Source organism: Pseudomonadota bacterium, assembly GCA_018817425.1.
GTDB lineage: Bacteria > Desulfobacterota > Desulfobacteria > Desulfobacterales > RPRI01 > RPRI01.
Genome location: JAHITX010000030.1, coordinates 23,784 through 47,476 on the forward strand (window position 1 = coordinate 23,784; position 23,693 = coordinate 47,476).

A 23,693-nucleotide genomic window follows, 5' to 3' on the forward strand; every position below is an offset into this window, starting at 1 on the left:
ATGAAAAAATCCAAATTAATTTATTCAATATTTATTTCTTTGTTTGTCTTTATCATTTTTGTTTCCTGCTCTCATGCCTCAGCCGGTCAAAAACACCTGGTATTTTCTACATGTGAAGGTTTTGAGGTAGATAAGTGCGCATCAATCTGGCTCATAAAGCGCTTTATTGACAAGAATGCCGAGATAAAATTTTTTCCAAAGGGTGAAACAATAAAAGAAGGTATATTATTTGATACTCCGGAAGCCAAATTTAGGCGATACTTTAACATGTCTACGTTTGAAAGCCTGTTGCTGCATTATAATATAAAAAATGCAAAAGCTGTTCATATAGGTAAAATCATACATGATATTGAGGTAAACACATGGGAGAGAAAAGTCATGAACGAGACCATTTCAGTAAAGGACACCGTAAACAGGATCATCTTGGAAGCAAACGACAGTAAGGAAATTATTGAAAGATGTAACAGCTATTTCGATGCTCTTTATGAGGAGTAATTAGTATAGGTTCCCAAGCTGCTTAAGCGGCCGACAGATCTTTTTGGCCTTATTTTTTGGCCGGTTTTAATACAAGAAAATAAAAACTCCCCTCATGTTGCATGTTCCCTGCTGCTATTTCGGCATATTTCCCGTTACCCCAAAAAAGATCCGCCCGGCCCGGCCCGCGTATCGCACCTCCCGTATCCTGGGCTAATACAAATTTATTATAATTTGACCAGGCAATAATTTCTCCGTTTTCATCTATATCAGGTTTTAATGTTTCTACATAAACTAACCCTGATAATGGAAATATGCTTTTGTCCAATGCTACTGATCTTTGCGGCGTAAGTTTTACTTCAAGATATCCAAAAGGCCCGGCTTGTTCAGTCTTAAAAAAAACATAGCTTGGGTTATGATTTAAAATTTCGTGCATTTTTTCAGGATTGGAATATAAATACTTACGAATATTTTGCATAGACATTTCCGAACGCGGTATAATATCCTGCTGAATCAATAAAGCTCCGATACTTTTATATGGATGCCCATTTGTAGCATGATAATGGACATTTAAAATTTCTCCGTTATCAAGATCAATCTTTCCCGACCCTTGTATCTGAAGAAAAAAAAGGCTGACCGGATCTTTGACCCAAGCAATAACTATAGCTTCATTTTCAGCAATTGCTCCCGTTTCGATTTGCTTACGATCGTAGTAAGGCACAACCGTTTGGCCTGTATATCGTCCTGTAATTTTTTCTCCTTTATATTTTGAAGAAAATGAGGAAAGATTGATAGTAACAAGATCTGATGGCATCCCGTAAACCGGATATTTATATATGTCATTTTTAAAAAGGCTTCCTTCAAGCTCAGGCTCATAATATCCTGTAAACAGAACTCTTCCGTTTTTATCGTTTCCTGTAGATTTATAAACATAGTAATTCGTTTTAATATAATCTCTTAAGGCATCCGCTGATGGCCTGCTTATAATAAACTTTTGAAAAGCTTCTAAAGATTCTACCATTTGAGATGTAGTATAAATATCATTGGCAAATTTAAATTTTTTATCGGCAGGCCTTTTTAAAAGGTAAGAAAGACTTTGCTTTATGCTTTCATCCAGATTTTCATAATTTAAATCATCACAAAAATCAGGATATTTTGAGGAAGATAGTTTTACCATTGCTTCCATTTCAACTCTGGAGCCCAATATAAATTTAGCACATCCTGTAAAGCCCAAAATCAAAACAGATAACAGAAAGAAAGCAACTAATATGTTTTTTATTTTTTTTTGCATTATCAAATCCAAATTTTTGTCAGGAAGAACTATATTTTTCTCTCGTGAATTTTCCGCTTTTGCCGCCTTGTTTTTCAATAAGGCATATATCTGAAATAGTCATTTCCCTGTCATAGGATTTACACATATCATATATAGTTAAAGCCGCAACGGATACAGCCGTTAAAGCTTCCATTTCAATACCTGTCTGGCTGAAAATCTTAGCTGAAGCCTCTATTCTTATAGTATTTGAAACATCATCCGGATAAAAATCCACAGCAACATGCGTTAAATTTAATGGATGGCACATCGGTATAAGTTCCGATGTTTTTTTGGCCGCCATTATTCCGGCAATCCTGGCTGTTTCTAAGACATTTCCTTTTTTAACCTTTTGATTCATTATCATCGCCAAGGTATCTTTTTTCATGGAAACAAAACCACCAGCAATTGCACTTCTTTGAGTTGGTTTTTTTTCTGTAACATCAACCATGCGCACATTGCCGTTTTTATCAATATGAGTAAAAGAAGACACTATGATTTCCCCTTTCCTTTTGTCAGCTAACAATTCATGAGCTTTGTAAATTTATAAGCTATCTTTTTCTTATTCGCTAAAGCTTTATAACTTTCATCATGTTGGTAGTGCCTGCAACATATTCTTTTGAACCGGATGTAATCACAACAAGATCTCCTTTTGATACACGATTTGAAGAAAGCACCGAAAAAACCGTATTCTCACTACCGCAACTATCAGCATCCGGATATGCTACAAGACTTGGCAAACATCCCCAGTATAGGGCAAGGCGTCTTGCCGTAGTTTTTTCGGGAGAAAGAGCTATAATTAAGGGTTTAGGCCTGAACCGTGAAATATGGGCGGCTGTTGAACCGGAACGAGTTGTGGCAACAATGGCCTTAACACCAAGATGATCTGCAAGAATGCATGAAGCATACGCAACCGATTCGGAAACATCAGCTTTATGCAAAAGATTTAAGTATTTTTCATGCGGATAATTTTCTTCGGCGCTTTCGGCTATCTTGCTCATGTACTGAACCGCCTGAACTGGGTAGTCACCGCTTGCCGTTTCCTCTGAAAGCATAATAGCATCAGCACCATCTAATACTGCATTTGCAACATCATTGGCTTCAGCTCTTGTGGGACGTGGTGAATTGACCATAGAGCGAAGCATCTGGGTAGCTATAATAACCGGTTTGCCCATATCATTTGCTTTTTTAACAAGCATTTTCTGAATATTCGGCACAGTTTCCAGAGGTATCTCTACACCAAGGTCACCACGCGCAACCATTATTCCATCCGATACATCCATGATTTCTTCTATATTGTTAAGAGCCTCATGTTTTTCTATTTTAGCTATAACTGGAGTATTTTTATGCGCTTTTTTAATTATATTTTTCAGAAAAATAATATCTTTTGCACTTCTTACAAAAGATAGAGCAACATAATCTACATTGTTTTTAAGCCCGAAAACAAGATCCCCTTGATCTTTATAAGTCAGTGCATCAGTTTTTATAGTGCCGGTAGGAAGATTTATTCCCTTATTGGAAGTAAGAACTCCGCCGGTTATGACTTCACAGATTATATCTATATGGTGTATCCTTTTTACAACAAGCTCCAGCATGCCGTCTGCAAGCAGTATCCTGTCTCCCGGCTTAACATCAGATGCAAGACTCTGATACGATACGGACACCCTTTCGGAATTACCCTCAACAATTTTGCTTGTAAGTGTAAAAGTCTGGCCGGGCTCAAGACGAACACCCGGTTCTTTTACTTTTCCCACTCTGATTTTAGGGCCGCAAAGATCCTGTAAAATAGCTACATGCGCGCCAAGCTTGTCTGAAATAGCCCGAATATCGGCCATCTTTTGAAGATGTTCTTCATGAGTGCCATGCGAAAAATTCAATCTGGCTACATTCATCCCGTTTAAAATAAGTTTTTCTAAAACTTCGGGTGACTCGCTGGATGGGCCTATTGTGCATACGATTTTTGTTTTCGGCATGTATATAATATCCTTTTTGCAATTTATTGATATTAAGATCGACGGCAAATACTCAATATAACATTTTCAAGTACTGTTTTAGGATTATGACCGGATGATTTTAAGTGCAAGTCGGCGTTTTTCAGGTATTCAAATGCAAAAAGAAGCTCATCCATGCTGAATTTTTCCGATTTTTTAATCAAACCCCATAAAGGATAAGGGCTTTTTGAATTTTTCGCAATCAAAAGATCGGTGCCGGGTTTGCTTTTCTTTTTTGTGTGTTTTTTCTTTTGCTCATTTACAGTATCAGCATATTGGTCTTCCGATAAAAAACTATCCGTGGATTCAATATGATTTAAAAATGCATCTTCATACTTTTCTATAGCAGGCAAGGTAACCGAGACAAAACGGGGATATGGAAACCCGGCTTCCCAGGCTTTGCCATAAGAACTCTTTGTAAATCCTTTAATACAAATTATTTTTCTCATCTGGTTTATTATTGCAGATAGTGCCTGAAGAGGATGAATTCCGGAATAAAGAAGAGAACCAAGGAAAAATAAAGAATCCGTAAAATTTCTATCGGATACGGCATTTGTCAATTCATAAATTGGGTCCAGTTTTGTTCTTTTCAAAACCGCTTCTACATCTCGTGCAGTTATTTTATTTCTCTTATCCGTATAATTTATTAGCTTTTCAACATTGTTTAACAAGGTCCGCAGATCAAATCCTGTCATTTCATACATTGCAAGATATGCGTCATTGTCTATTGTCTTGCCGCTTTTTACCAGTACTTCATTAATCCTTTCACGAATAATAATTTCCCTGGCACTTTTTTCATTTCTGGAATCACCTTTGGGAATCTGACAATTGATTATCACCCCTTTTTCTTTTAATGATTTATAAAGGCTTAATCTTTTATCAACAAACTGTGCCGTTACTACCATGTGGTTTTCTTGGGGAAAACCCTTACCAATAGCATTAAGAAAAAAAGAAGTACTGTCTATCGATTCTGAAACACTTACATTATTACCAAGACAATATGAAATAATATCATCGAACCATGAATCGTCTGCTCCGGCGTCATCAATGCCAAGCGATTTGCTTCTGTTTGCTTTATCCACATCATCGAAAGAAAGCCCAAGCAGAGACATTACGTTTGTAAAAACCTTAGAGGCTTTTTTCATGTCCTTTTTTCCATAATATTCTTTTGCTTTTTCAAGAAGGCTCGCATTGGTTTCTTTTGAATAAAATAAATTAGAGTCAGTAAAAGCAATTACTTTTCTTCCCGGCATAAAAGAAAAAGTGTTAGCACGTTCGACCGCATCAAATATGTTTTCGTTTACCCCGTCAATTATATCGAAATTAAGATTTTCAGTTATCGAAGAAGAATCTGAAGAATCCGGCAGTAAAGCTTTTATTAGCTCTTCGAGTGCAGTTTTACACAGCAGCTCTTCGCCATGGATAAGATATACCGGGGAAAAGCCGCTTATAGTTGCGTCTTTGGTATGATTTTTGAGTTCTTTATAATCTATTTCAGGCATTTTATATAATAAATAAAGGGTTCAGGGATTCGAGGGGCCAAGGGGTCAAGTGTTTATTTTCTTAAGTTATAAAATACTTTCCTTTTCACTCGAGTCCTTGAACCCTGGACCCCTTGAACCCTATAGTAATTGTCAAAATAATATTTCGTTTTTTGTTATAATTATTTACTTTTCGCTTTGTTACCCAAGACAACAAGCATTATAGCTGATATTATCGCAGCCAAGATCCCCACTGCCTGAGAAACAGAAAGAATTCCAAAGACAAAATCGCCTCTGAAATCGGCCCTGAATACTTCTATAATAGATCTTGTTATTCCATAAACTAAAACATAAATCCAAAATACCTGACCGTTAAATTTTTTATGCCTGCGAATATACAGCAGCAACAAAAATATAATCAGATTATTCAAAGCTGAATAAAGCTGGGTTGGATGAAGAGGCGTACCGATAGGGGCAAGAGAATCCGGATTGTTAAAAGTAACTGCCCAGGGTAATTCGCAGTATTTCCCATAGCAGCAACCCGCAAAAAAGCATCCTATTCTTCCGAAAAAATGCGCAAGAGCAATTGAAGGAGCCAGAATGTCAGTTGTTTTCATTACAGGAATTCTTTTTATTTTAAAATAGATAATTCCAGTAATAAATGCTGCTATAAAGCCCCCGTAAAAAACAAGCCCACCGTTCCATACCTTAAATATTTCAACCGGATTATCAAGAAACAGCCCCGGATTTGTTGCAACGTAGAACAGACGCGAACCAATAATTGCTGAAACCAGAATATAAAAACAAAGGTCCATTATCATGTCAGGGTTTTCGCCAAGTCTTTTTGCTTCTTTTGTCGCAAAAAGTATTCCCACAAGAAAACCCAATGCAATGAAAAAGCCATAAGTATATATTGATAATGGCCCAATTTTTAAGAGAATAGGATGCATATAATCTCCTTTTGGATAGAATATGAATTATCTCCAATATTCTATTTCGGTTCGTATACTAAATGCGGTTGCAGCTAAAACAGTGTTAAATCAGAGCCAGTTTCAAAACGCCCCATTTTGGCCGATCTCTGCGTTGGGCTCAAATTTCAATCCTCGAAATACTCAATGTATTCCTGTGGTTGAAATTTTCTCCCGCCTTGAGCTTGGCCAAACTGAAACGTTTTGAAAGTGGCTCATCAGTCTGGCATTTTTTTAAGCAGAATATGAAACAACAATATACACATCCCGATGGAAATAGCACTGTCTGCAACATTAAATGCCGGCCAGTGTAAATTTCCTATATAGAAATCCAGAAAATCAACAACTTTCCCGAAACGTATTCTATCAACCAAATTTCCCAACGCTCCGCCAAAGATCAAGGCAAGAGCAGTTGCAAGCATAGAATAATTTCTTGGCGTAACTTTATAAAAATAGAAAATAAGACATAATGCAAGAAATGAAATAACAACAAAAACCAGTTTTCTGATAACAGGGCTTTGGTCTGAAAGAAATCCAAATGCTCCACCAGGATTATGAATATGGGTAAGGCTGAAAAAACTGTCAATAACCGGTATGGAATGATAAAGCGGCATATATTTTAATACTATTATCTTTGTAGCCTGATCAAGCAAGAGAACTATTCCGGCTATAATTATAAGTTTTATATATTTATTTATTTTCACTTTACTATTTGCCATTTACTATTTGCTTAAGTGCATCCTGGCATCTGTTGCAAATAGTTGGTGCATCAGCGTTTGAGCCTACGGACATATCGTAAATCCAACATCTTTCACACTTTTTTCCAGGTGCCGGTTCTGCTGAAATATATAGCCCTTCTATCTCATGGCTTTGTGTCGAACCTTCGTGTTTCCCGTTTTTAATCAAAGTCACATCCGAAGTAATAAAAATAGTTTTTAATTCTTCTAAATATTCGGCAAGAAGATCAAACAAATCATCTTTTGCGGATATTTTAACAGAAGCATTAAGCGAGTGCCCGATTATTTTTTTAGCTCTTGCTTCTTCAAGTACCTTGGTAACCTCGGTACGAACTTCGATTATTTTTTTCCATTTTTGTCCAAGAGCTTTATCTTTCCATTCATCAGAAGCAGCAGGCAAAAGGGCAAGATGAACGCTTTCTTCTTTACCTTTATATGCAGGCATGGCTTTCCATATATCTTCTGAAGTAAAGGGAAGAATCGGAGCCATAATTTTTGTAATAGAATCAAGTATTAAATACATAACGGTTTGTGCACTTCTTCGCTCTAAGGACTCAGAATACGAAGTATAAAGCCTGTCTTTTAAAATATCGAGATAAAAAGCCGATAGATCTGTTGTGCAATAATTATAAAGGCTATGATATATTGTATGAAATTCATAAGAATCATAAGCCTTAATTGTCTTTTCTGTCAGTTCGCAAAGTTTAAAAAGAGCATACTTGTCTATTTCAGGCATCAAACCATATTCAACTTTGTCCTTTTCATAATCAAAATCAAATAAATTTCCCAGCATGAACCTGCATGTATTTCTGATTCTTCTGTAGGCGTCACTTAATTGTTTGAGTATATTGTCGGAAATCCGGATATCATCCCTGTAATCGGAAGCGGAAACCCAGAGCCTTAGGATTTCGGCTCCGTATTTATCTATAACCTTTTTGGGAGCAATTACATTGCCAATAGATTTTGACATCTTTTTGCCATTTGCATCAACAACAAATCCATGGGTCAAAACCGATTTGTAAGGAGCCTTTTCTCTTGTCCCAACTGAAGTTAGAAGAGAGCTGTGAAACCATCCTCTATGCTGATCGCTTCCTTCAAGATACAGATCTGCAGGCCACTTAAGATACGGGCGCTGTTCAAGTACTGCGGCATGGCTTACCCCCGAATCAAACCATACATCAAGGATATCCGTTTCCTTTCTGAAAGTATCACTTCCACATTTACTGCAAATACTTCCCTCGGGAATAAGTTCTGATGCTTCTTTTTCAAACCATATATCTGCTCCGTGTTCTTTGAAAAGCTCAAACAAATGATCAGCTATCTTTTGATTAATATGAAGAGCATTACATTTTTCACAGAAGAAAACAGCTATTGGGACACCCCATGCACGCTGTCTTGAAACACACCAGTCCGGTCTGTTTTCAATCATTCCGTAAATTCTTTCTCTTCCCCAGGCAGGCATCCATTTTACCCTGTCGATTTCTTCAAGTGCTTTTTTTCGAAGACCTGTTTTATCCATGGAAATAAACCACTGAGGCGTTGCCCTGAAAATAACGGGCTTTTTACAACGCCAGCAATGGGGATAAGAATGTGAGATTTTTTCTTCGGCAACAAGAGAGCCTGATTCTTTAAGTTTTAAAACTATATCGTCATTTGCCTTAAAAACAAATTTACCATTAAAAAATTCCACATCATCTGTAAAACAGCCATTGTCATTAACAGGAGAATAGGTATCAAGACCATACTGAAGACCAACTTCATAGTCTTCCCGTCCATGCCCTGGAGCCGTATGGACACAACCTGTACCGGCATCTAACGTAACATGATTGCCAAGTATTATAAGTGAATCCCTGTTATATAAAGGATGTAAACAATGTTTTTTCTCAAGCAGCTGTGCTCTTATTTCACAAAGAACCGAATAGTCCGAAATATCAAAAATTTTCATGCACTTTTGGGCAAGGTCGGAAGCTAATATAAATACTTCATTGTTTCCCACATCTACCGCAGAATATTTGAAATCAGGATGCAAAGCCACAGCAAGATTTGCAGGAATAGTCCATGGAGTTGTTGTCCAGATAACTATATATGTTTTTTTACCTGAAAGCTCCGGAATTTCTTCTGAGACATCATCTGAAAGTAAAAATTTTACAAATACTGACGGAGATGATGCATCCTCATATTCTATTTCAGCTTCCGCAAGTGCTGTTTTACAGCTACAGCACCAGTGTATAGGCTTTTTGCTATGAAAAAGACTTCCTTCCAAAGCGAATTTGATACATTCTCTGGCAATGATAGCTTCGTATTCATAGGCCATTGTGAGATACGGATTATCCCACTCAGCTAAAACTCCGAGTCTTTTGAATTCTTCACGCTGTATGTCAACATATTTTTCTGCATACCGCCTGCAAAGCTTTCTTATCTGGGCCTGGGAATGTTTTTTGGCTTCAGAACCAAGCTCCTTATCAACATTATGTTCTATAGGCAGCCCGTGGCAGTCCCAACCCGGAACATATACAGCGTTAAAATTTGCCATCTGCCTGCTTCGAACTATAATATCCTTTAATATTTTGTTTAATGCGGTTCCGATATGTATATTCCCGTTTGCATAGGGAGGACCGTCATGGAGAATAAAAAATTCCCGATCATTTGAAGCAGTTCGTATCTTGTTATATAAATTAATATCTTCCCATACTTTTAATAAAACAGGTTCCCGCTTTGCCAGATCGGCTTTCATGGCAAACCCTGTAATGGGAAGATTAAGCGTTTTCTTGTAATCCATCAACTCCTCCAAAAATCATATAATAAATAAAATTGTGTTTTGTATTAACAAAGCATTTGTCTGTCAAGGTTATTGAAATTAAGATCGTTCTTCTTGCTTTTTTATATCGGATCTTCTGATATAATACGGAACAATTGATGCGACATCCTCAATATCATTATTCAAAAACTTCTTAATTCCTAATAATGCAACAGTCGAAGCTTTAATAACATTAAATTCATCAGATATAAAGTGAACCAAACCACCAAGCTTTTCTTCTATAACTTCTCTGTAAAGTTTTGAGCCATCACCAATAAACAGGCAGGGTTCATTAATATCTTCTATTGCTTTTTCCGGAAGAATATTTTTCTCCTGTGTTTGTTTTTTAACCATTCCAGCTACAAATCTATAACGTGATGAATAAACTTCACCCTTTCGCGCATCTATCATAACACATATCAGATAAGGGGTTTCAGGTAATTGTTCTGCAAGCGCATCAAGGGTTGATATACCGGCCACAGGTTTTCCTGTTGCTTCGGCAAAACCCTTTACGGAACTTATTCCTATACGAAGGCCTGTAAAACTTCCCGGCCCTTTTGTAACGGAAAATCCATCCAGATCATGCGGATTTAAACCGGAGGTTTCAAAAATCTTTTTTATCATACTCATAAGATGTTTTGAATGAGTCTCCCGCACTTCACTAACAAGCTCTGCAAGAAGATTTTTATTATGAACTATAGCCACACTGCAACTTTTAGCAGCAGTATCAACAGCAAGTATTTTCATAATAATCAAATGCCGATTCTTTTGGAAATGATCCCGGTTTATGCTTTTGCTTTCCCATCCTGCTCATCTGTTTTATCATCTGCCGTATATCCCTCAATAGCTAAAGGAAGAACTTCATCCATCTGTTTTACAGTAATAAATTTGATCTTGCGTTTTACGTTTTGAGGTATTTCTTTAAGATCTTTAATATTTTTTTCAGGTATAATTATAGTTTGAATCCCTGCTCTAAGTGCGCCAAGCGCTTTTTCTTTAAGACCACCAATAGGAAGGACTCTTCCTCTAAGTGTAATTTCACCGGTCATGGCCACATATTTATTAATCGGCTTATTTATAAGAACCGAAATAAGAGCCGTTGCCATTGCAATACCTGCTGATGGGCCATCTTTGGGAATTGCTCCTGCCGGAACATGTATGTGCACATCAGTATTATCAAAAATATTTTCCTCTATACCATAAGAAGAAAGATTGGCTCTTGCGTAACTTAGTGCAGCCCTTGCTGATTCCTGCATCACTTCCCCAAGCTGTCCTGTTATTATCAGCTCCCCTTTTCCTGCAATCAATGCCGCTTCAATATAAAGAGCTTCTCCTCCGACCTGTGTCCATGCAAGACCTGTCGAAAGGCCGATCTGACTCTCCTCCTGATCCATTTCAGGTATAAATTTTGGAACACCTAAATATTTTTGAAGATTTTTTCTCGAAATATCAAAAGAGCCTTTTTCGCCTTCTGCAATCTTTCTTGCTACTTTACGGCAGATGGTACCTATCTCTCTTTCAAGATTTCTCAACCCGGCTTCCGATGTGTATTCATTGATTATCTGGGACATCGCTTCCGAACTGATTGATAACTTCTTAGTACTTATGCCGTTTTCCTTTGCCTGGCGCGGAAAGAGAAAAGTTTCTGCTATTATTTTCTTTTCTTCCGAAGTATAGCCGGAAAGGTTAATCACTTCCATTCTGTCTAAAAGAGCGGAAGGAATAGTATCCGTTAAGTTTGCGGTAAGAATAAACATTACCTTTGAAAGATCAAAAGGAAGATTAAGATAATGATCACTGAAAGCAGAATTCTGCTCCGGATCAAGGGCTTCCAAAAGTGCAGCCGAAGGATCACCGCGAAAATCCGCACCCACTTTATCAATTTCATCCATCATAAAAACAGGGTTGTTTGAACCGCACTGTTTCAAACCGGTTAAGATACGACCTGGAAGTGCCCCTATATATGTACGTCTGTGCCCCCTTATTTCAGCCTCATCCCTTATTCCGCCAAGAGATATCCTGACAAATTTTCTTTTCATTGCAGTCGATATAGCTTTTCCAAGAGAAGTTTTGCCTACACCGGGAGGGCCTATAAAGCATAGAATCGGACCCTTCATTTTTGCATTAAGCTTTCTAACGCTAAGATATTCCAGTATCCTGTCTTTTACATTATCAAGCCCATAGTGATCCGTATCGAGAACTTTTTTTGCATGTTTGATATTAATAATATCTTTTGTTGCTTTACTCCAGGGAAGTTCAACAAGCCAGTCGAGATAAGTTCTTATTACAGAAGCTTCTGCAGAATCCGTATGCATCATTTCAAACCGCTTAAGCTGCTTTTCAGCCTCTTTTTCAGCTTCTTTAGACATTTTGCAGCGTTTTATTTTTTTTCTGTATGAACTTAGTTCCTGGCTTCTTTCATCATTATCACCAAGCTCCTTGTTAATAGCTCTCATCTGCTCTCTGAGATAGTAATCACGCTGGCTTTTTGATATCTCATCTTTTACATCGGATTGTATCTTGGCCTGCATAGCAGAAAGCTGTACTTCTTTTGATAAAAGTTCATTTACTTTCTTAAGACGTTTAAGCGGATTAACAAGTTCCAACAACTGTTGGGATTCTTCGATTTTCAGCTTAAGGTTTGAGGCAACAAGATCGGCAAGCTTTCCGGGATCATTTATTCCTTCCAATATAGAACCAACATCACCAGTAAGTTCCCCACGAAAAGCCATTATCTTCTCTGAGTTTTCGCGTACAATTCTCATCAATGCCTGAATCTCAAGAGAAACCTCCTTTAGAGGCGCCTCGGAAATCCTTTCGATTTTTACACGATAAATTGATTTTCGCCTGACAAAATTCACTATTTTAGCCTTCGCTACACCTTGCACAAGCGCTTTCACACGGCCATCGGGAAGCTTTAACATTCTTAAAACCTTGCTTACAGTACCAATACGAAACATTTCATCCTGAGCAGGATTCTCGACATTAGGATCTTTCTGAGTGACAAGCAGTAAAAAACCGTCTTTTCTAACCGCCTCCTCCACAGCTCTGACCGACTTTTCACGGCCTACAAAAAGCGGAAGAAGCATGTCGGTAAAAATCACAACATCGCGCACCGGCATAAGTGGCATAATTTCCGGAAAATTTGTATCGTTTTCATCCTCTTCGATCATTTTTATCAGATCATCCTTGTCGGTCTCGGCCATTTTTTCTCCTGCGTATCTTATTTGCTATAACAACTTAAAGTTATAAGCATAAAATTAACGTGAAATTTCAATTTTATAGTTCTTCCATATTATTTTACATTTTTTACGAACCATGATTAATATTAATCAGGTTTATAACTATATAACAATATATTATTTTGGCAATAACAGGCTTGATTTTTTTATTCAATATACATAAGCTGCATATTAGTATACTTAACAGAGATATGTAATTGAAAATATCCCGAATATACAATTTTATTTATAATTCAAATGCCAATAATCACCAAACAGTTAACATATTATTTTTATATACAGGAGCCACTTTCAAAACGTTTCAGTTTGGTCAAGCTCAAGGCGGGTGAAAATTTCAACCACAGGAATACATTTAGTATTTCGAGGATTGAAATTTGAGCCCAACACAGAGATCGGCCAAAATGGGGCGTTTTGAAACTGGCTCCCATGAAAGGCTTTGTTATGTATAATTATGTTATCCATATATTAACATTTATATTCGGGCTTTTAATAGGAAGTTTCATGAATGTGTGCATATACAGGCTTCCTCTTTCAAAATCAATTGTCACACCCCGTTCAATGTGCCCCGGCTGTGATAGCTTTATAAAATTTTACGATAATATCCCGGTCTTAAGCTATATATTCCTTAGGGGAAAATGCAGAAAATGTAACATACATATTCCTTTGCGCTATCCTTTGGTTGAAATTATAAGCGGCTTTGCCGCTCTTTCATGTTTTATTAAATTCGGACTTTCAGTGGAAACGATAGTGTATTTTGCTTTTACGGCCGCACTTATTGTAATTACCTTTATTGATATAGACCATCAAATTATACCTGATGTTATATCTTTGCCCGGTATACCGACAGGTTTATTGCTGGCATCATTTTTTCTGCCGTCAATGAACTTTAAAGAATCTATCATAGGAATTCTTGCCGGCGGAGGAAGCTTGTTTGCCGTAGCCTGGATATACAGTCTTATCACAAAAAAAGAGGGCATGGGTGGTGGCGACATAAAGCTTCTTGCAATGATAGGCTCCTTTATTGGATGGCAAGGAGTTTTATTTACTATTTTTACCGCTTCTTTAACCGGAACGATAGTCGGAATTACAGTTATGCTTAAAACCAGAAAAAATGTAAAACTGGCTGTACCCTTTGGACCGTTTCTTTCTATCGGAGCTATCTTATATATCCTTTTCGGGACAGAAATAATTTCATGGTATTTTAATATATTGAAATAACATATTAACAATATTTCATTTTCTGCTCGCGGCGAAAACGCGGTTTTACCGGATTACAAAAAACGCGCGAATCATAAGGCATTTTAATTGGATATTTTGTACCCATATGTTGATCCGTATCCATTATTTATGCATACAGGTTATCCATAGCCCGTTTTATTTTTAAAAAACTATTTAAAAAAACTGACAGAATATCTCTTTTATTAAATAAGTTATAAATAATTTACAGCCTATTGATAAAATGGCATACAGGTTGCTTTACAATAAAGCAATCGCTTGCAAAAATACCATCGTGAATTTCAAATGTCGTTTTTATTATGAATTAACACAACACAAATAGGAGGTATTATGAAAAAACAATTTTTTACAATCTTTTTAGCTATAGCAATCGTTGCCTTTGCTTTTAACGCTTTTGCAGTTCAGGGAAATGGATATGGCCCTGGAGACGGATATAGCCCAAAAAAAGGTCAAGGATATGGACCCGGAGACGGATATGGCCGTGGTTCCTGCTATATGAAAAATCTCAGCGAAGATGAAATGAAAAAAGCAGATGAAGAACGCAAAGCTTTTTTTAAGGCAACTGAAGAACTAAGGCAGGAAATCTATGCAAAAAAACTTGAATTAAAAAGTGAAATCGCCAAAAAAAATACGGATATTGAAAAATCCAAAAAAATCCAAAATGAGATCTCCGGGCTTAAAGCTCAGTTCGATCAGAAACGGCTTGAGCATAAGCTAAAAATGAAAGCAATAAATCCTACATTAATCAGAGGCTTTGGCGGTCGCGGACACGAACGAATGATGAATAAACCATGCATGAAAAATATGAATAAATAATGGATACTTAAAGACACTGACAGGCCGGGGGCAAATTAGCTCCGGCCTGTTTTGTAAGAACTTATAGAATGGATACATCTCCAATTCCTTGCCGGATAACCTCAGGAATATCATCAATCAGTGAAACAACACTTGATGGTTGTCCTACAACCGGCCCCCCATCAATTACTACGCTGATTCGTGTATTATAATATTCATTGATTAAAGACGGATTATCGAAGACAGTACCATCCGGCATAGTGGCGCTGGTTGTAATAACAGGATTTCCAAGCTCCTCAACAAGAGCAAGGCAAATTTTATTGTTTGGCACCCTGATTCCTGCTGTTTTCCGGTTTGTAAGCATTATTTTAGGGACCAGCTTTGATCCTTCAAGTACAAAAGTGTATGGCCCGGGCAAAAGTCTTTTCATAGTCTTGTAAGCATAGTTTGATACCTTGGCGTAATCACTTATGTTTTTCAATCCGGAACATATGAAACTAAAAGGCCTGTTTTTATCCCTTTGTTTTAATAAATATATTTTCTCAATAGCCTTTTTGTTCATTATATCACAGCCAATTCCATAATATGTATCGGTTGGATAAGCTATGACCCCACCCTTCTTAAGTATATCAACTACCTTGCTGATAAGACGTTTCTGTGGATTTACAGGGTTGACTTCTAAAAGCATAGTTATTCTTTCAGTAAAAGAGTTGATACAGCGGTATGAAGTATCTTTTTTAAAATAAATCAAAAATAATAATCCATTATTTAATACATCTGCTATTTCATTGTCAAGTGAAGGGAATTTAATCTTGCCAAAAACATCCTGTTCTGATAGTTAAAAAATCTTATAAAAATCCCTATCCGGCCCTTCCTTCTATAATTAGAAGGAGGAAAAATTAAAGGTGATTTTGGTTCTTATGCAGCCTTGATCAGGTAAATTATCAAAATTCTTGCTATTCCAATAGTTTAATAAATAGTAAATTTATAACTTAGCAGTATACTAAATACTGTGGAGGAACTCATGTTAAAAACAGAAATTGAGGAAGCCTATTCTTTTGACGATGTTTTGCTCGTACCAAACTATTCAGAGGTGCTGCCTAAAGATATCGATACAACTACACAACTAACCAAAAATATAACATTAAATATTCCGATTGTAAGCGCTGCCATGGATACGGTAACTGAATCACAAACTGCTATCAGCATGGCCAGAGAAGGTGGAATCGGTTTTATCCACAGAAATATGAGCATAAAAAGTCAGGCTGTTGAAGTTGATAAAGTTAAGAAATCGGAAAGTGGGATGATAGTTAATCCAATCACTATAAATCCCGATCATAAAGTTTATGAAGTTGTACAATTGATGGAAGAATACAAAATTTCAGGCGTACCCGTCACAAAAGGGGATAAACTTGTCGGAATAGTAACAAACAGAGATTTGCGTTTCGAAACCAACCTTGACAAGAAGGTATGTGATGTAATGACAAAGGATAATCTTGTTACAGTTTCTGAAGGCATCTCGCTTGAAGATTCAAAAAAACTTTTACATGAGCACAGAATTGAAAAACTTCTTGTAGTTGATAAAAAAGGTCGCCTTGCAGGCATGATAACTATAAAAGATATTGAAAAAATAAAAAAATACCCGAATGCATGTAAAGATAAAATGGGAAGACTCAGAGTAGGAGCTGCCGTAGGCGTTGGCCCTGATATACAAGAACGTACAGAAAAGCTTTTGGGCGCTGGCGCTGATGTTATTCTAATTGATACTGCTCACGGACATACAAAAAATGTTTTAGATGCTGTAAAGATTTTAAAAAGTACCTTTAAAGATATAGAACTTATAGCTGGAAATATTGCAACGGAAAAAGGAGCTGCTGCTCTTGTTAAAGCCGGAGCTGATGCAGTAAAAATCGGAATCGGCCCCGGCTCCATTTGTACAACCCGTATTGTTGCCGGAGCAGGAGTGCCTCAGTTAACAGCAATAATGAACTGCAAAAAAATTGCTGATAAAACAGGAATTCCGCTTATCGCCGATGGTGGCATCAAATTTTCAGGAGATCTTACAAAGGCACTTGGAGCAGGTGCACATGTAATCATGATTGGCGGATTATTTGCCGGAACAGAGGAAAGCCCCGGTGAATCAATCTTTTTCCAGGGACGAACATATAAGGTTTACAGGGGCATGGGATCTATTGAAGCCATGAAATCCGGAAGCAAAGACAGATATCATCAGGAGCATCAGGATGAAGACGACAAGCTTGTTCCTGAAGGAATTGTGGGCCGTGTTCCTTCCAGAGGTTCTCTTTCGTCAAATATTCTACAGCTTGTGGGAGGGCTTAAAGCCGGAATGGGATATGTTGGATGCAAAAATCTGAAAGAATTAAGGGAAAAAGCAAAATTTATTAAGATATCTGCCGCAGGATTAAGAGAAAGTCATGTTCACGATGTAATTATAACCAAAGAAGCCCCCAATTACAGGCTTGACTGAAATCAGGTTTAATAATGTCTAATATATCTTTTCCTTTTGTTCATCTTCATGTTCATACTCAGTACAGTCTTCTTGATGGTGCCATAAGATTCAAACATCTATTTAATCGTGCACATGATTTTAACATGGATTCTGTTGCAATAACCGATCACGGCAGCATGTTCGGAGCTTTGGAATTTTATTCAAACGCAATTGAGAATAATATAAAACCTATCATTGGATGCGAATGTTACTTAGCGCCACGCAAACTTACAGATAAAACTTCTATAGATGGAAAAGGGCTTTCCCATCTTATACTTCTTGCTGAAAATAACGAAGGCTATAGAAATCTTTGCAAACTTGCATCAATTGCCCAGCTGGAAGGTTTTTACTATAAGCCTCGAATAGATAAAGAAGTACTGCAAAAATACAGCAAAGGCCTCATTGCTCTTTCGGCATGTCTTCATGGCGAAATCCCAACGCTTATAGGCCAGGGGGATATTAAGCAAGCCGATAGTGCCGCACGTTTTTATCAGGATTTGTTTGGTGAAAACAATTTTTTCTTAGAACTTCAGCATAACGGGATAGAAATTCAAACCAAGATAAATGAAGCTCTTGTTGATATGGGCAAAAGGCTTTCCATACCCCTTGTTGCAACCAATGACTGCCATTATCTTAACAAGGAAGATGCCCGCGCGCATGAAATTCTTTTATGCATACAGACTGCAAAAACAGTAAAAGACCCGTCTCATTTTAAATTTGAGACCGACCAGCTTTATTTCAAATCCGGCGAAGAAATGAATTCCTTTTTCGCAACAACCCCTGATGCGCTTAAAAATACCACAGAAATTGCAAAAAGATGCAATGTGGAAATGGATTTTAATAATTACCATTTTCCGTTGTTTACTACTATCGAAGGACAAAGCGAACAGGAACTTCTTGAACAAAAAGTTTCCAAAGGCTTCGAGCAGGTTCTTGCAAAAATTAAACTGAAAAATCCATCGATAGATGAAAACCTATACAGGGAACGCTTAAAACATGAAATGTCGGTTATTATTTCAATGGGCTTTCCCGGATATTTTCTGATTGTCTCTGATTTTATACAATATGCCAAAGATAATAATATCCCAGTCGGTCCCGGACGAGGATCTGCAGCTGGAAGTCTTGTCGCATACTCACTTGGAATTACCAATCTTGATCCAATCGAACATGGTCTTATTTTTGAACGGTTCTTAAATCCGGCGCGTAAAAGTATGCCGGATATTGATGTCGATTTCTGCATAAACGGTCGTGACAGAGTTCTAAAATATGTTGTAGAAAAATACGGTGAAAACAGGGTTTCCCAGATTATCACATTTGGATCAATGAAGCCCAGAGCTGTAATACGTGATGTCGGACGCGCATTAGATATTCCCTTGCGCGAAGTAGATGAAATTGCAAAGATGATTCCTGATGTTTTAAATATAAGCCTTGATGAAGCATTAAAACAGGAACCAAAGCTGTCGGAGCTTGTCAAACAGCGATCTGATATTGCAGAACTGATTGCCATTTGCCGCACACTTGAAGGATTAACCCGTCATGCATCGACACATGCTGCCGGAGTTGTTATTTCAGATAAACCACTCGATGAATATCTGCCTCTTTACAAGGGTAAAAACGGCGAACTTGTTACACAGTTTGATATGAAGCGGGTTGAAAAGATTGGGCTTGTAAAGTTCGATTTTTTAGGACTTCGTAATCTTACTGTAATCGCAAACACGCTTTCCCTTATTTCAAAACAAGGTAAAACCCCTCCTGATATTGATAATCTGGTTCTTAATGATCCGGCCACATATAAACTTCTTTCAGATGGAAATACAACCGGAGTATTCCAGCTTGAAAGCAAAGGGATGAAAGAGCTTCTTAAAAGGGTCAGACCCGAGAATTTTGAAGATATAACAGCGCTTGTAGCTCTTTACAGACCCGGCCCATTAGAAAGCGGAATGATTGATGATTATGTGGAAAGAAAGCACGGCAGAAAATCTGTTGAATATCTTATACCTGATCTTGAACCCATACTTAAAGAAACTTATGGAGTAATAGTATATCAGGAACAGGTAATGAAAATTGCCGGTGTTATAGCTGGTTATTCCATGGCTGAAGCCGATGATCTTAGAAAAGCAATGGGTAAGAAGATCGTAGAAATTATGGCTGCGCAAAGGAAACGTTTTGTTAGTGGTGCAACCGCAAAAGGCGTACCGAAAGAAAATGCCGATACACTATTTGCCCTTATTGATAAATTCGGCGGTTATGGATTTAACAAATCTCACAGTGCGGCATATGCACTTATCGCATACCAAACCGCATATCTGAAGACACACTACCAGGTTGAGTTCATGGCCTCACTATTAACCAGTGAAATGGGTTCTACGGATAGTGTTGTAAAATATATTGCCGAGTGCGCAAGCCACGATGTTCCTGTTCTTCCCCCTGATATTAATGAAAGCGACAGGGATTTTTCCGTAAACAACCAAAAGATAAGGTTCGGCCTTGTCGCAGTCAAAAACGTGGGAGAAGGCGCTATTGATGCAGTAGTTGAAACAAGAAATATTAAGAAATTTACTTCTCTGTTTGACTTTTGCGAACGGGTTGATCTTAAAAAAGTTAATAAACGCGTTATAGAAAGCCTGATAAAATGCGGAGCATTCGATTTAACAGGAAGCTTTCGTTCAAGAATGATGGCTTCTCTTGAAGATGCTGTCGAATACGGACAGAGAGTCCAAAGAGAAAAAAACAGTCCGCAAATAGGTTTATTCGGATCTATTGAAGATAATGGCGCATTACCTGATACTCCTGCAATTCCTGAAATTGATGAATGGAACGAAAAAGAACTTCTCGCCTTTGAAAAAGAATATCTTGGTTTTTACATCACCGGGCATCCGCTTAACAAGTATAAAGAACTTCTTCTAAAATATACCAACACGGATTCTTTTGCTATAAAAGATATGAATGACGGTGAAATTGCAAGATTCGGCGGAATAATAACAAGCACAAGAGTAATTAAAACCAGAAAAGGGGATGACATGGCATATGTTGTAACGGAAGATATGCATGGAAGCATTGAAACCACTGTTTTCCCTTCCGTTTATGCTTTTGCCTTTGATGAAATTGCTACAGACAAATCTATTATTATCCAGGGCAAGATTCAAAAAGATGAGAAATCATTAAAAGTGCTTGCCGATGCTATCGTTCCGTTTGAAAAAGTTGAAGAAAAATGGACATCAGAAATACATTTTAATATTGATATAGTAACATCTTCAAAAGATTCGCTTTTGAAATTGAAAAATATTATTATAAATCACCCCGGCCTATCTAAAGGCTTTGTACATTTAATAGACCCTGGGAAATCGGATATTATCATAGAACTTCCGGATACAATGAAATTAAAGCCCGGTTTTTTACTTGAAAAAGAAGTAAATATCCTTCTGGGATACAATGCTGTGGAAAGTGTATGCAAACCTATAGAACTTCATGCAGTAAACAATAACAGTAAATATCACAAAAAAAGCAGAAGTATATAAATAACAATATGCAACCCACAACAAACAATATCTATTCCGTTCTTCTTGCAGGTGGAACCGGAACCCGTCTATGGCCTGTTTCAAGAGAGCTATATCCAAAACAGCTTGTAAGATTTATCGGCAATTATTCCTTAGTCCAGAGTACTATAAAAAGGCTTGCATCCGTTATAGACCCAGATAAAATAAAAATAGTATGCGCAAAGGAATACCTGCATGAAACTGCAAGGCATATGCAAGAAATAGGTATAAATCCGGATGGCAAAATAATATGCGAACCCCGCGGACGTAATACGGCACCTGCAATTTTACTTGCAGTATTGAATATTATAAAGATTAAAGAAGACGCGATGATTTGTGTATTTCCAACAGACCACGTTATAAAAAATATATCACTCTTTAATAAGAAACTTAAATCCGCCATAAAATTAGCTGAAAAAGGCTACATTGTCACATTCGGAATAAAGCCCGATTATCCTGAAACAGGATACGGCTATATAGAGGCAAGCAGTAAAGTTTCACCTGATGGACTACATATTAACCGATTTGTTGAAAAACCGGATAAAAAAACTGCGCAACAGTATTTAGAAGCCGGAAATTTTTACTGGAACAGCGGTATGTTAGTCTTTAAAGCTGATGTAATGCTTGAAGAATTCAAAAAATTTACACCTTCTCTTTTTGAAATGATGACAAATATAACCTCAAGAAAAAACCAATTTACAAAAAAGCATTATGGAGAATTAGAAGATATTCCCATAGATATTGCAATAATGGAAAAAACTGAAAAAGGATTGGTTATTCCTTCCGATTTTGGCTGGAGTGATATCGGATCATGGAAATCATTGTATGATTTTCTGCCCAAAGATAAAACAAATAATGTACTTGATGGTGATGTTGTTATCGAGAATACAAAAAATTGTTTTATCATGGGACGCGAAAGGCTTATAGCTGCAAACCATCTTGAAAATATTGTTATAGTTGAAACCCCCGATTCTGTTTTTGTGTCAGATATTGCTAACAGCAGAAACGTCAAAAATATAGTATCAAAACTAAAGAAAAGTAAACGCAAAGAATATAAACGTCATAAAACGGTTTACTACCAATGGGGAAATATCACCCTTCTTGAACAAAAAAAGGGGTTTACTGTTACAAATATAATTGTATACCCCGGTTCATTATATAAAATTTCCAATCCATACGGCAGGACTAAGCAATATCTTGCGGTAGACGGAATTGCAAAAATTGAGTCAGTCAATAAAACTCTAAAACTTATTAAAGGAAAATCCTTTGTATTTTCAGAAAAAAAAACCATAAACATTTCAAACCCCAATGATAGCTCTATTGAGTTGATTTGTGTGGAAACAGTGTAAAGGAATCGTTACTTATGAAAGTGCCTCTTCTAGATTTAAAAGCACAATATAACAGCATTAAAGAAGAAATATTAAAAATAACCGCCGAAATATATGAAAGCCAGTATTTTATCCTGGGTCCGCATGTAGAAAAACTGGAAAATGAGATAGCAAACTATTGTTCAACAAAATATGCTCTCGGGGTATCATCAGGCACTGATGCGCTTCTTCTTGCACTTATGGCATCAGGCATAGGGCCTGGAGATAGTGTGATCACCTCACCCTATACTTTTTTTGCAACAGCCGGAGCAATAGTTAGAACCGGTGCAAAACCGATTTTTGCAGATATTGATCCGGACACTTATAATATTTCTCCTGATAAGATATCAGAAACAATTTCCTCAATGAAACAAAATGAGCGGGAAACCTTAAAGGCCATTATGCCTGTTCATCTTTACGGTCAGTGTGCAGACATAGGGGCTATACTTGAAATTGCAGAAAATGCTAATCTTCTGGTAATAGAAGATGCAGCTCAGGCTATAGGTTCTGAATATAAAAAAAAGCGGGCCGGATCTTTTGGCGATTTCGGCTGTTTCTCATTTTTCCCTTCTAAAAATCTCGGGGCTTTTGGAGACGGAGGGATTATTACTACAAATTCTTCAACATTTTATGAAAAAATGCAAATACTAAGGGTTCATGGTTCCCATCCCAAATATTACCACAAATATATAGGCGGTAATTTCAGGCTTGACGCTCTTCAGGCTGCAATTGTATCAGTTAAATTAAAATATCTTGACCAATGGACTGCCGCAAGGCAAAATAATGCACAAAAATACAGACTGCTATTTGACAAAGCCGGTCTTTCTGAAAGAATAACTCTTCCTCCTGAAAAAGAAAACCGCCATATATATAATCAGTTTATAATAAAAGTGTCCGGAAAAAGAGATGAACTAAGATCTTATTTAAATGATGCCGGAATAGGCACTGAAATTTACTATCCGGTCCCACTCCATCTTCAGGAATGTTTTTCGTCTCTTGGCTATAAAAAAGGCGATATGCCTGTTTCGGAGGATTCTTCCGCAAATACTATTGCATTGCCCATTTACCCCGAACTTACAGACGATATGCAGATTTATGTGGTAGAAGAAATAAAAAAGTTTTATCAAATTTAGATACCAAGCTTAAAATGTCAGATAATACTATGAGGTTTGATTTGCCTAAAATCATTGACATATCAGTAAATTTTTGATTTTATTACCAGGAATTTCATAAAAACCTTTTCAACAATAA

General features: G+C 37.1%; 17 protein-coding genes. 7 read left to right on the forward strand and 10 right to left on the reverse strand.

Translation table 11 applies throughout. From position 1 onward, the window contains the following. Nucleotides 1-495, forward strand: coding sequence for a chromate resistance protein (locus tag KKC46_06370; GenBank protein ID MBU1053439.1), 495 nt, complete (start codon nt 1-3; stop codon nt 493-495). A gap of 49 nt (nt 496-544) precedes the next feature. Here the strand turns inward: KKC46_06370 and KKC46_06375 are convergent, their stop codons facing one another. The 9 genes from KKC46_06375 to lon all read right to left on the reverse strand — a co-directional run bounded on the left by KKC46_06375 (nt 545) and on the right by lon (nt 12,963). Continuing rightward, the gene (locus tag KKC46_06375) at nt 545-1,765 is read right to left on the reverse strand and encodes an MltA domain-containing protein (GenBank protein ID MBU1053440.1); all 1,221 of its coding nucleotides are present in this window, start codon (nt 1,763-1,765) and stop codon (nt 545-547) included. Between the two features lie 19 nt (nt 1,766-1,784). After that, nucleotides 1,785-2,276: a cyclic pyranopterin monophosphate synthase MoaC gene (gene moaC, locus KKC46_06380; GenBank protein MBU1053441.1), complete on the reverse strand. Its 492-nt coding sequence runs from the start codon at nt 2,274-2,276 to the stop codon at nt 1,785-1,787. A 76-nt stretch (nt 2,277-2,352) separates the two neighbouring features. After that, a complete protein-coding gene (gene pyk / locus KKC46_06385) occupies nt 2,353-3,756 on the reverse strand; it encodes a pyruvate kinase (GenBank protein MBU1053442.1) in 1,404 nt (467 codons plus the stop codon). A gap of 32 nt (nt 3,757-3,788) precedes the next feature. Beyond that, the gene (locus KKC46_06390) at nt 3,789-5,276 is read right to left on the reverse strand and encodes a hypothetical protein (protein MBU1053443.1); all 1,488 of its coding nucleotides are present in this window, start codon (nt 5,274-5,276) and stop codon (nt 3,789-3,791) included. A gap of 161 nt (nt 5,277-5,437) precedes the next feature. Further along, a complete protein-coding gene (lgt, locus tag KKC46_06395; protein ID MBU1053444.1) occupies nt 5,438-6,205 on the reverse strand; it encodes a prolipoprotein diacylglyceryl transferase in 768 nt (255 codons plus the stop codon). Between the two features lie 236 nt (nt 6,206-6,441). Further along, nucleotides 6,442-6,942, reverse strand: a complete 501-nt coding sequence (lspA, locus tag KKC46_06400; GenBank protein MBU1053445.1) for a signal peptidase II — start codon at nt 6,940-6,942, stop codon at nt 6,442-6,444. Next, nucleotides 6,932-9,739, reverse strand: coding sequence for an isoleucine--tRNA ligase (gene ileS, locus KKC46_06405; protein ID MBU1053446.1), 2,808 nt, complete (start codon nt 9,737-9,739; stop codon nt 6,932-6,934). The genes lspA and ileS overlap by 11 nt, the downstream gene beginning before the upstream one ends. A 78-nt stretch (nt 9,740-9,817) precedes the next feature. After that, entirely contained in the window at nt 9,818-10,504 is a 687-nt protein-coding gene (gene tsaB, locus KKC46_06410) for a tRNA (adenosine(37)-N6)-threonylcarbamoyltransferase complex dimerization subunit type 1 TsaB (protein MBU1053447.1), read from the reverse strand. A gap of 38 nt (nt 10,505-10,542) precedes the next feature. Next, a complete protein-coding gene (lon, locus tag KKC46_06415; protein ID MBU1053448.1) occupies nt 10,543-12,963 on the reverse strand; it encodes an endopeptidase La in 2,421 nt (806 codons plus the stop codon). 477 nt (nt 12,964-13,440) lie between these two features. Here lon and KKC46_06420 point away from each other — a divergent pair, with 477 nt between their 5' ends. Then, a complete protein-coding gene (locus KKC46_06420) occupies nt 13,441-14,217 on the forward strand; it encodes an A24 family peptidase (GenBank protein MBU1053449.1) in 777 nt (258 codons plus the stop codon). A 348-nt stretch (nt 14,218-14,565) separates the two neighbouring features. Then, entirely contained in the window at nt 14,566-15,051 is a 486-nt protein-coding gene (locus tag KKC46_06425) for a periplasmic heavy metal sensor (GenBank protein ID MBU1053450.1), read from the forward strand. Nucleotides 15,052-15,112: 61 nt separating this feature from the next. On the opposite strand, the gene KKC46_06430 is transcribed toward KKC46_06425, so the two are convergent. After that, entirely contained in the window at nt 15,113-15,718 is a 606-nt protein-coding gene (locus KKC46_06430) for a threonylcarbamoyl-AMP synthase (protein MBU1053451.1), read from the reverse strand. A 336-nt stretch (nt 15,719-16,054) separates the two neighbouring features. On the opposite strand from KKC46_06430, the gene guaB reads away from it, so the two are divergent. From guaB to KKC46_06450, 4 genes are read left to right on the forward strand one after another with little or no spacing between them, the layout of a single operon-like run. Beyond that, nucleotides 16,055-17,518, forward strand: a complete 1,464-nt coding sequence (gene guaB, locus KKC46_06435; GenBank protein MBU1053452.1) for an IMP dehydrogenase — start codon at nt 16,055-16,057, stop codon at nt 17,516-17,518. 14 nt (nt 17,519-17,532) lie between these two features. Continuing rightward, the gene (dnaE, locus tag KKC46_06440) at nt 17,533-21,057 is read left to right on the forward strand and encodes a DNA polymerase III subunit alpha (GenBank protein ID MBU1053453.1); all 3,525 of its coding nucleotides are present in this window, start codon (nt 17,533-17,535) and stop codon (nt 21,055-21,057) included. Between the two features lie 8 nt (nt 21,058-21,065). Further along, on the forward strand, nt 21,066-22,424 hold the full coding sequence (locus KKC46_06445; protein ID MBU1053454.1) for a mannose-1-phosphate guanylyltransferase/mannose-6-phosphate isomerase: 1,359 nt from the start codon (nt 21,066-21,068) through the stop codon (nt 22,422-22,424). A gap of 14 nt (nt 22,425-22,438) precedes the next feature. After that, a complete protein-coding gene (locus tag KKC46_06450) occupies nt 22,439-23,575 on the forward strand; it encodes a DegT/DnrJ/EryC1/StrS family aminotransferase (protein MBU1053455.1) in 1,137 nt (378 codons plus the stop codon). Nucleotides 23,576-23,693 lie beyond the last annotated feature (118 nt).

Excerpts from the sequence above, each read along its gene's own strand:
- KKC46_06425 (MBU1053450.1), top strand. The coding sequence starts at position 14,566 with ATGAAAAAACAATTTTTTACAATCTTTTTAGCTATAGCAATCGTTGCC.
- guaB (MBU1053452.1), top strand. The coding sequence starts at position 16,055 with ATGTTAAAAACAGAAATTGAGGAAGCCTATTCTTTTGACGATGTTTTG.
- tsaB (MBU1053447.1), bottom strand. The coding sequence starts at position 10,504 with ATGAAAATACTTGCTGTTGATACTGCTGCTAAAAGTTGCAGTGTGGCT.
- KKC46_06430 (MBU1053451.1), bottom strand. The coding sequence starts at position 15,718 with ATGCTTTTAGAAGTCAACCCTGTAAATCCACAGAAACGTCTTATCAGC.
- lspA (MBU1053445.1), bottom strand. The coding sequence starts at position 6,942 with ATGGCAAATAGTAAAGTGAAAATAAATAAATATATAAAACTTATAATT.
- lgt (MBU1053444.1), bottom strand. The coding sequence starts at position 6,205 with ATGCATCCTATTCTCTTAAAAATTGGGCCATTATCAATATATACTTAT.
- KKC46_06450 (MBU1053455.1), top strand. The coding sequence starts at position 22,439 with ATGAAAGTGCCTCTTCTAGATTTAAAAGCACAATATAACAGCATTAAA.
- pyk (MBU1053442.1), bottom strand. The coding sequence starts at position 3,756 with ATGCCGAAAACAAAAATCGTATGCACAATAGGCCCATCCAGCGAGTCA.
- KKC46_06420 (MBU1053449.1), top strand. The coding sequence starts at position 13,441 with ATGTATAATTATGTTATCCATATATTAACATTTATATTCGGGCTTTTA.
- ileS (MBU1053446.1), bottom strand. The coding sequence starts at position 9,739 with ATGGATTACAAGAAAACGCTTAATCTTCCCATTACAGGGTTTGCCATG.
- lon (MBU1053448.1), bottom strand. The coding sequence starts at position 12,963 with ATGGCCGAGACCGACAAGGATGATCTGATAAAAATGATCGAAGAGGAT.
- KKC46_06445 (MBU1053454.1), top strand. The coding sequence starts at position 21,066 with ATGCAACCCACAACAAACAATATCTATTCCGTTCTTCTTGCAGGTGGA.
- KKC46_06370 (MBU1053439.1), top strand. The coding sequence starts at position 1 with ATGAAAAAATCCAAATTAATTTATTCAATATTTATTTCTTTGTTTGTC.
- KKC46_06375 (MBU1053440.1), bottom strand. The coding sequence starts at position 1,765 with ATGCAAAAAAAAATAAAAAACATATTAGTTGCTTTCTTTCTGTTATCT.
- KKC46_06390 (MBU1053443.1), bottom strand. The coding sequence starts at position 5,276 with ATGCCTGAAATAGATTATAAAGAACTCAAAAATCATACCAAAGACGCA.
- dnaE (MBU1053453.1), top strand. The coding sequence starts at position 17,533 with ATGTCTAATATATCTTTTCCTTTTGTTCATCTTCATGTTCATACTCAG.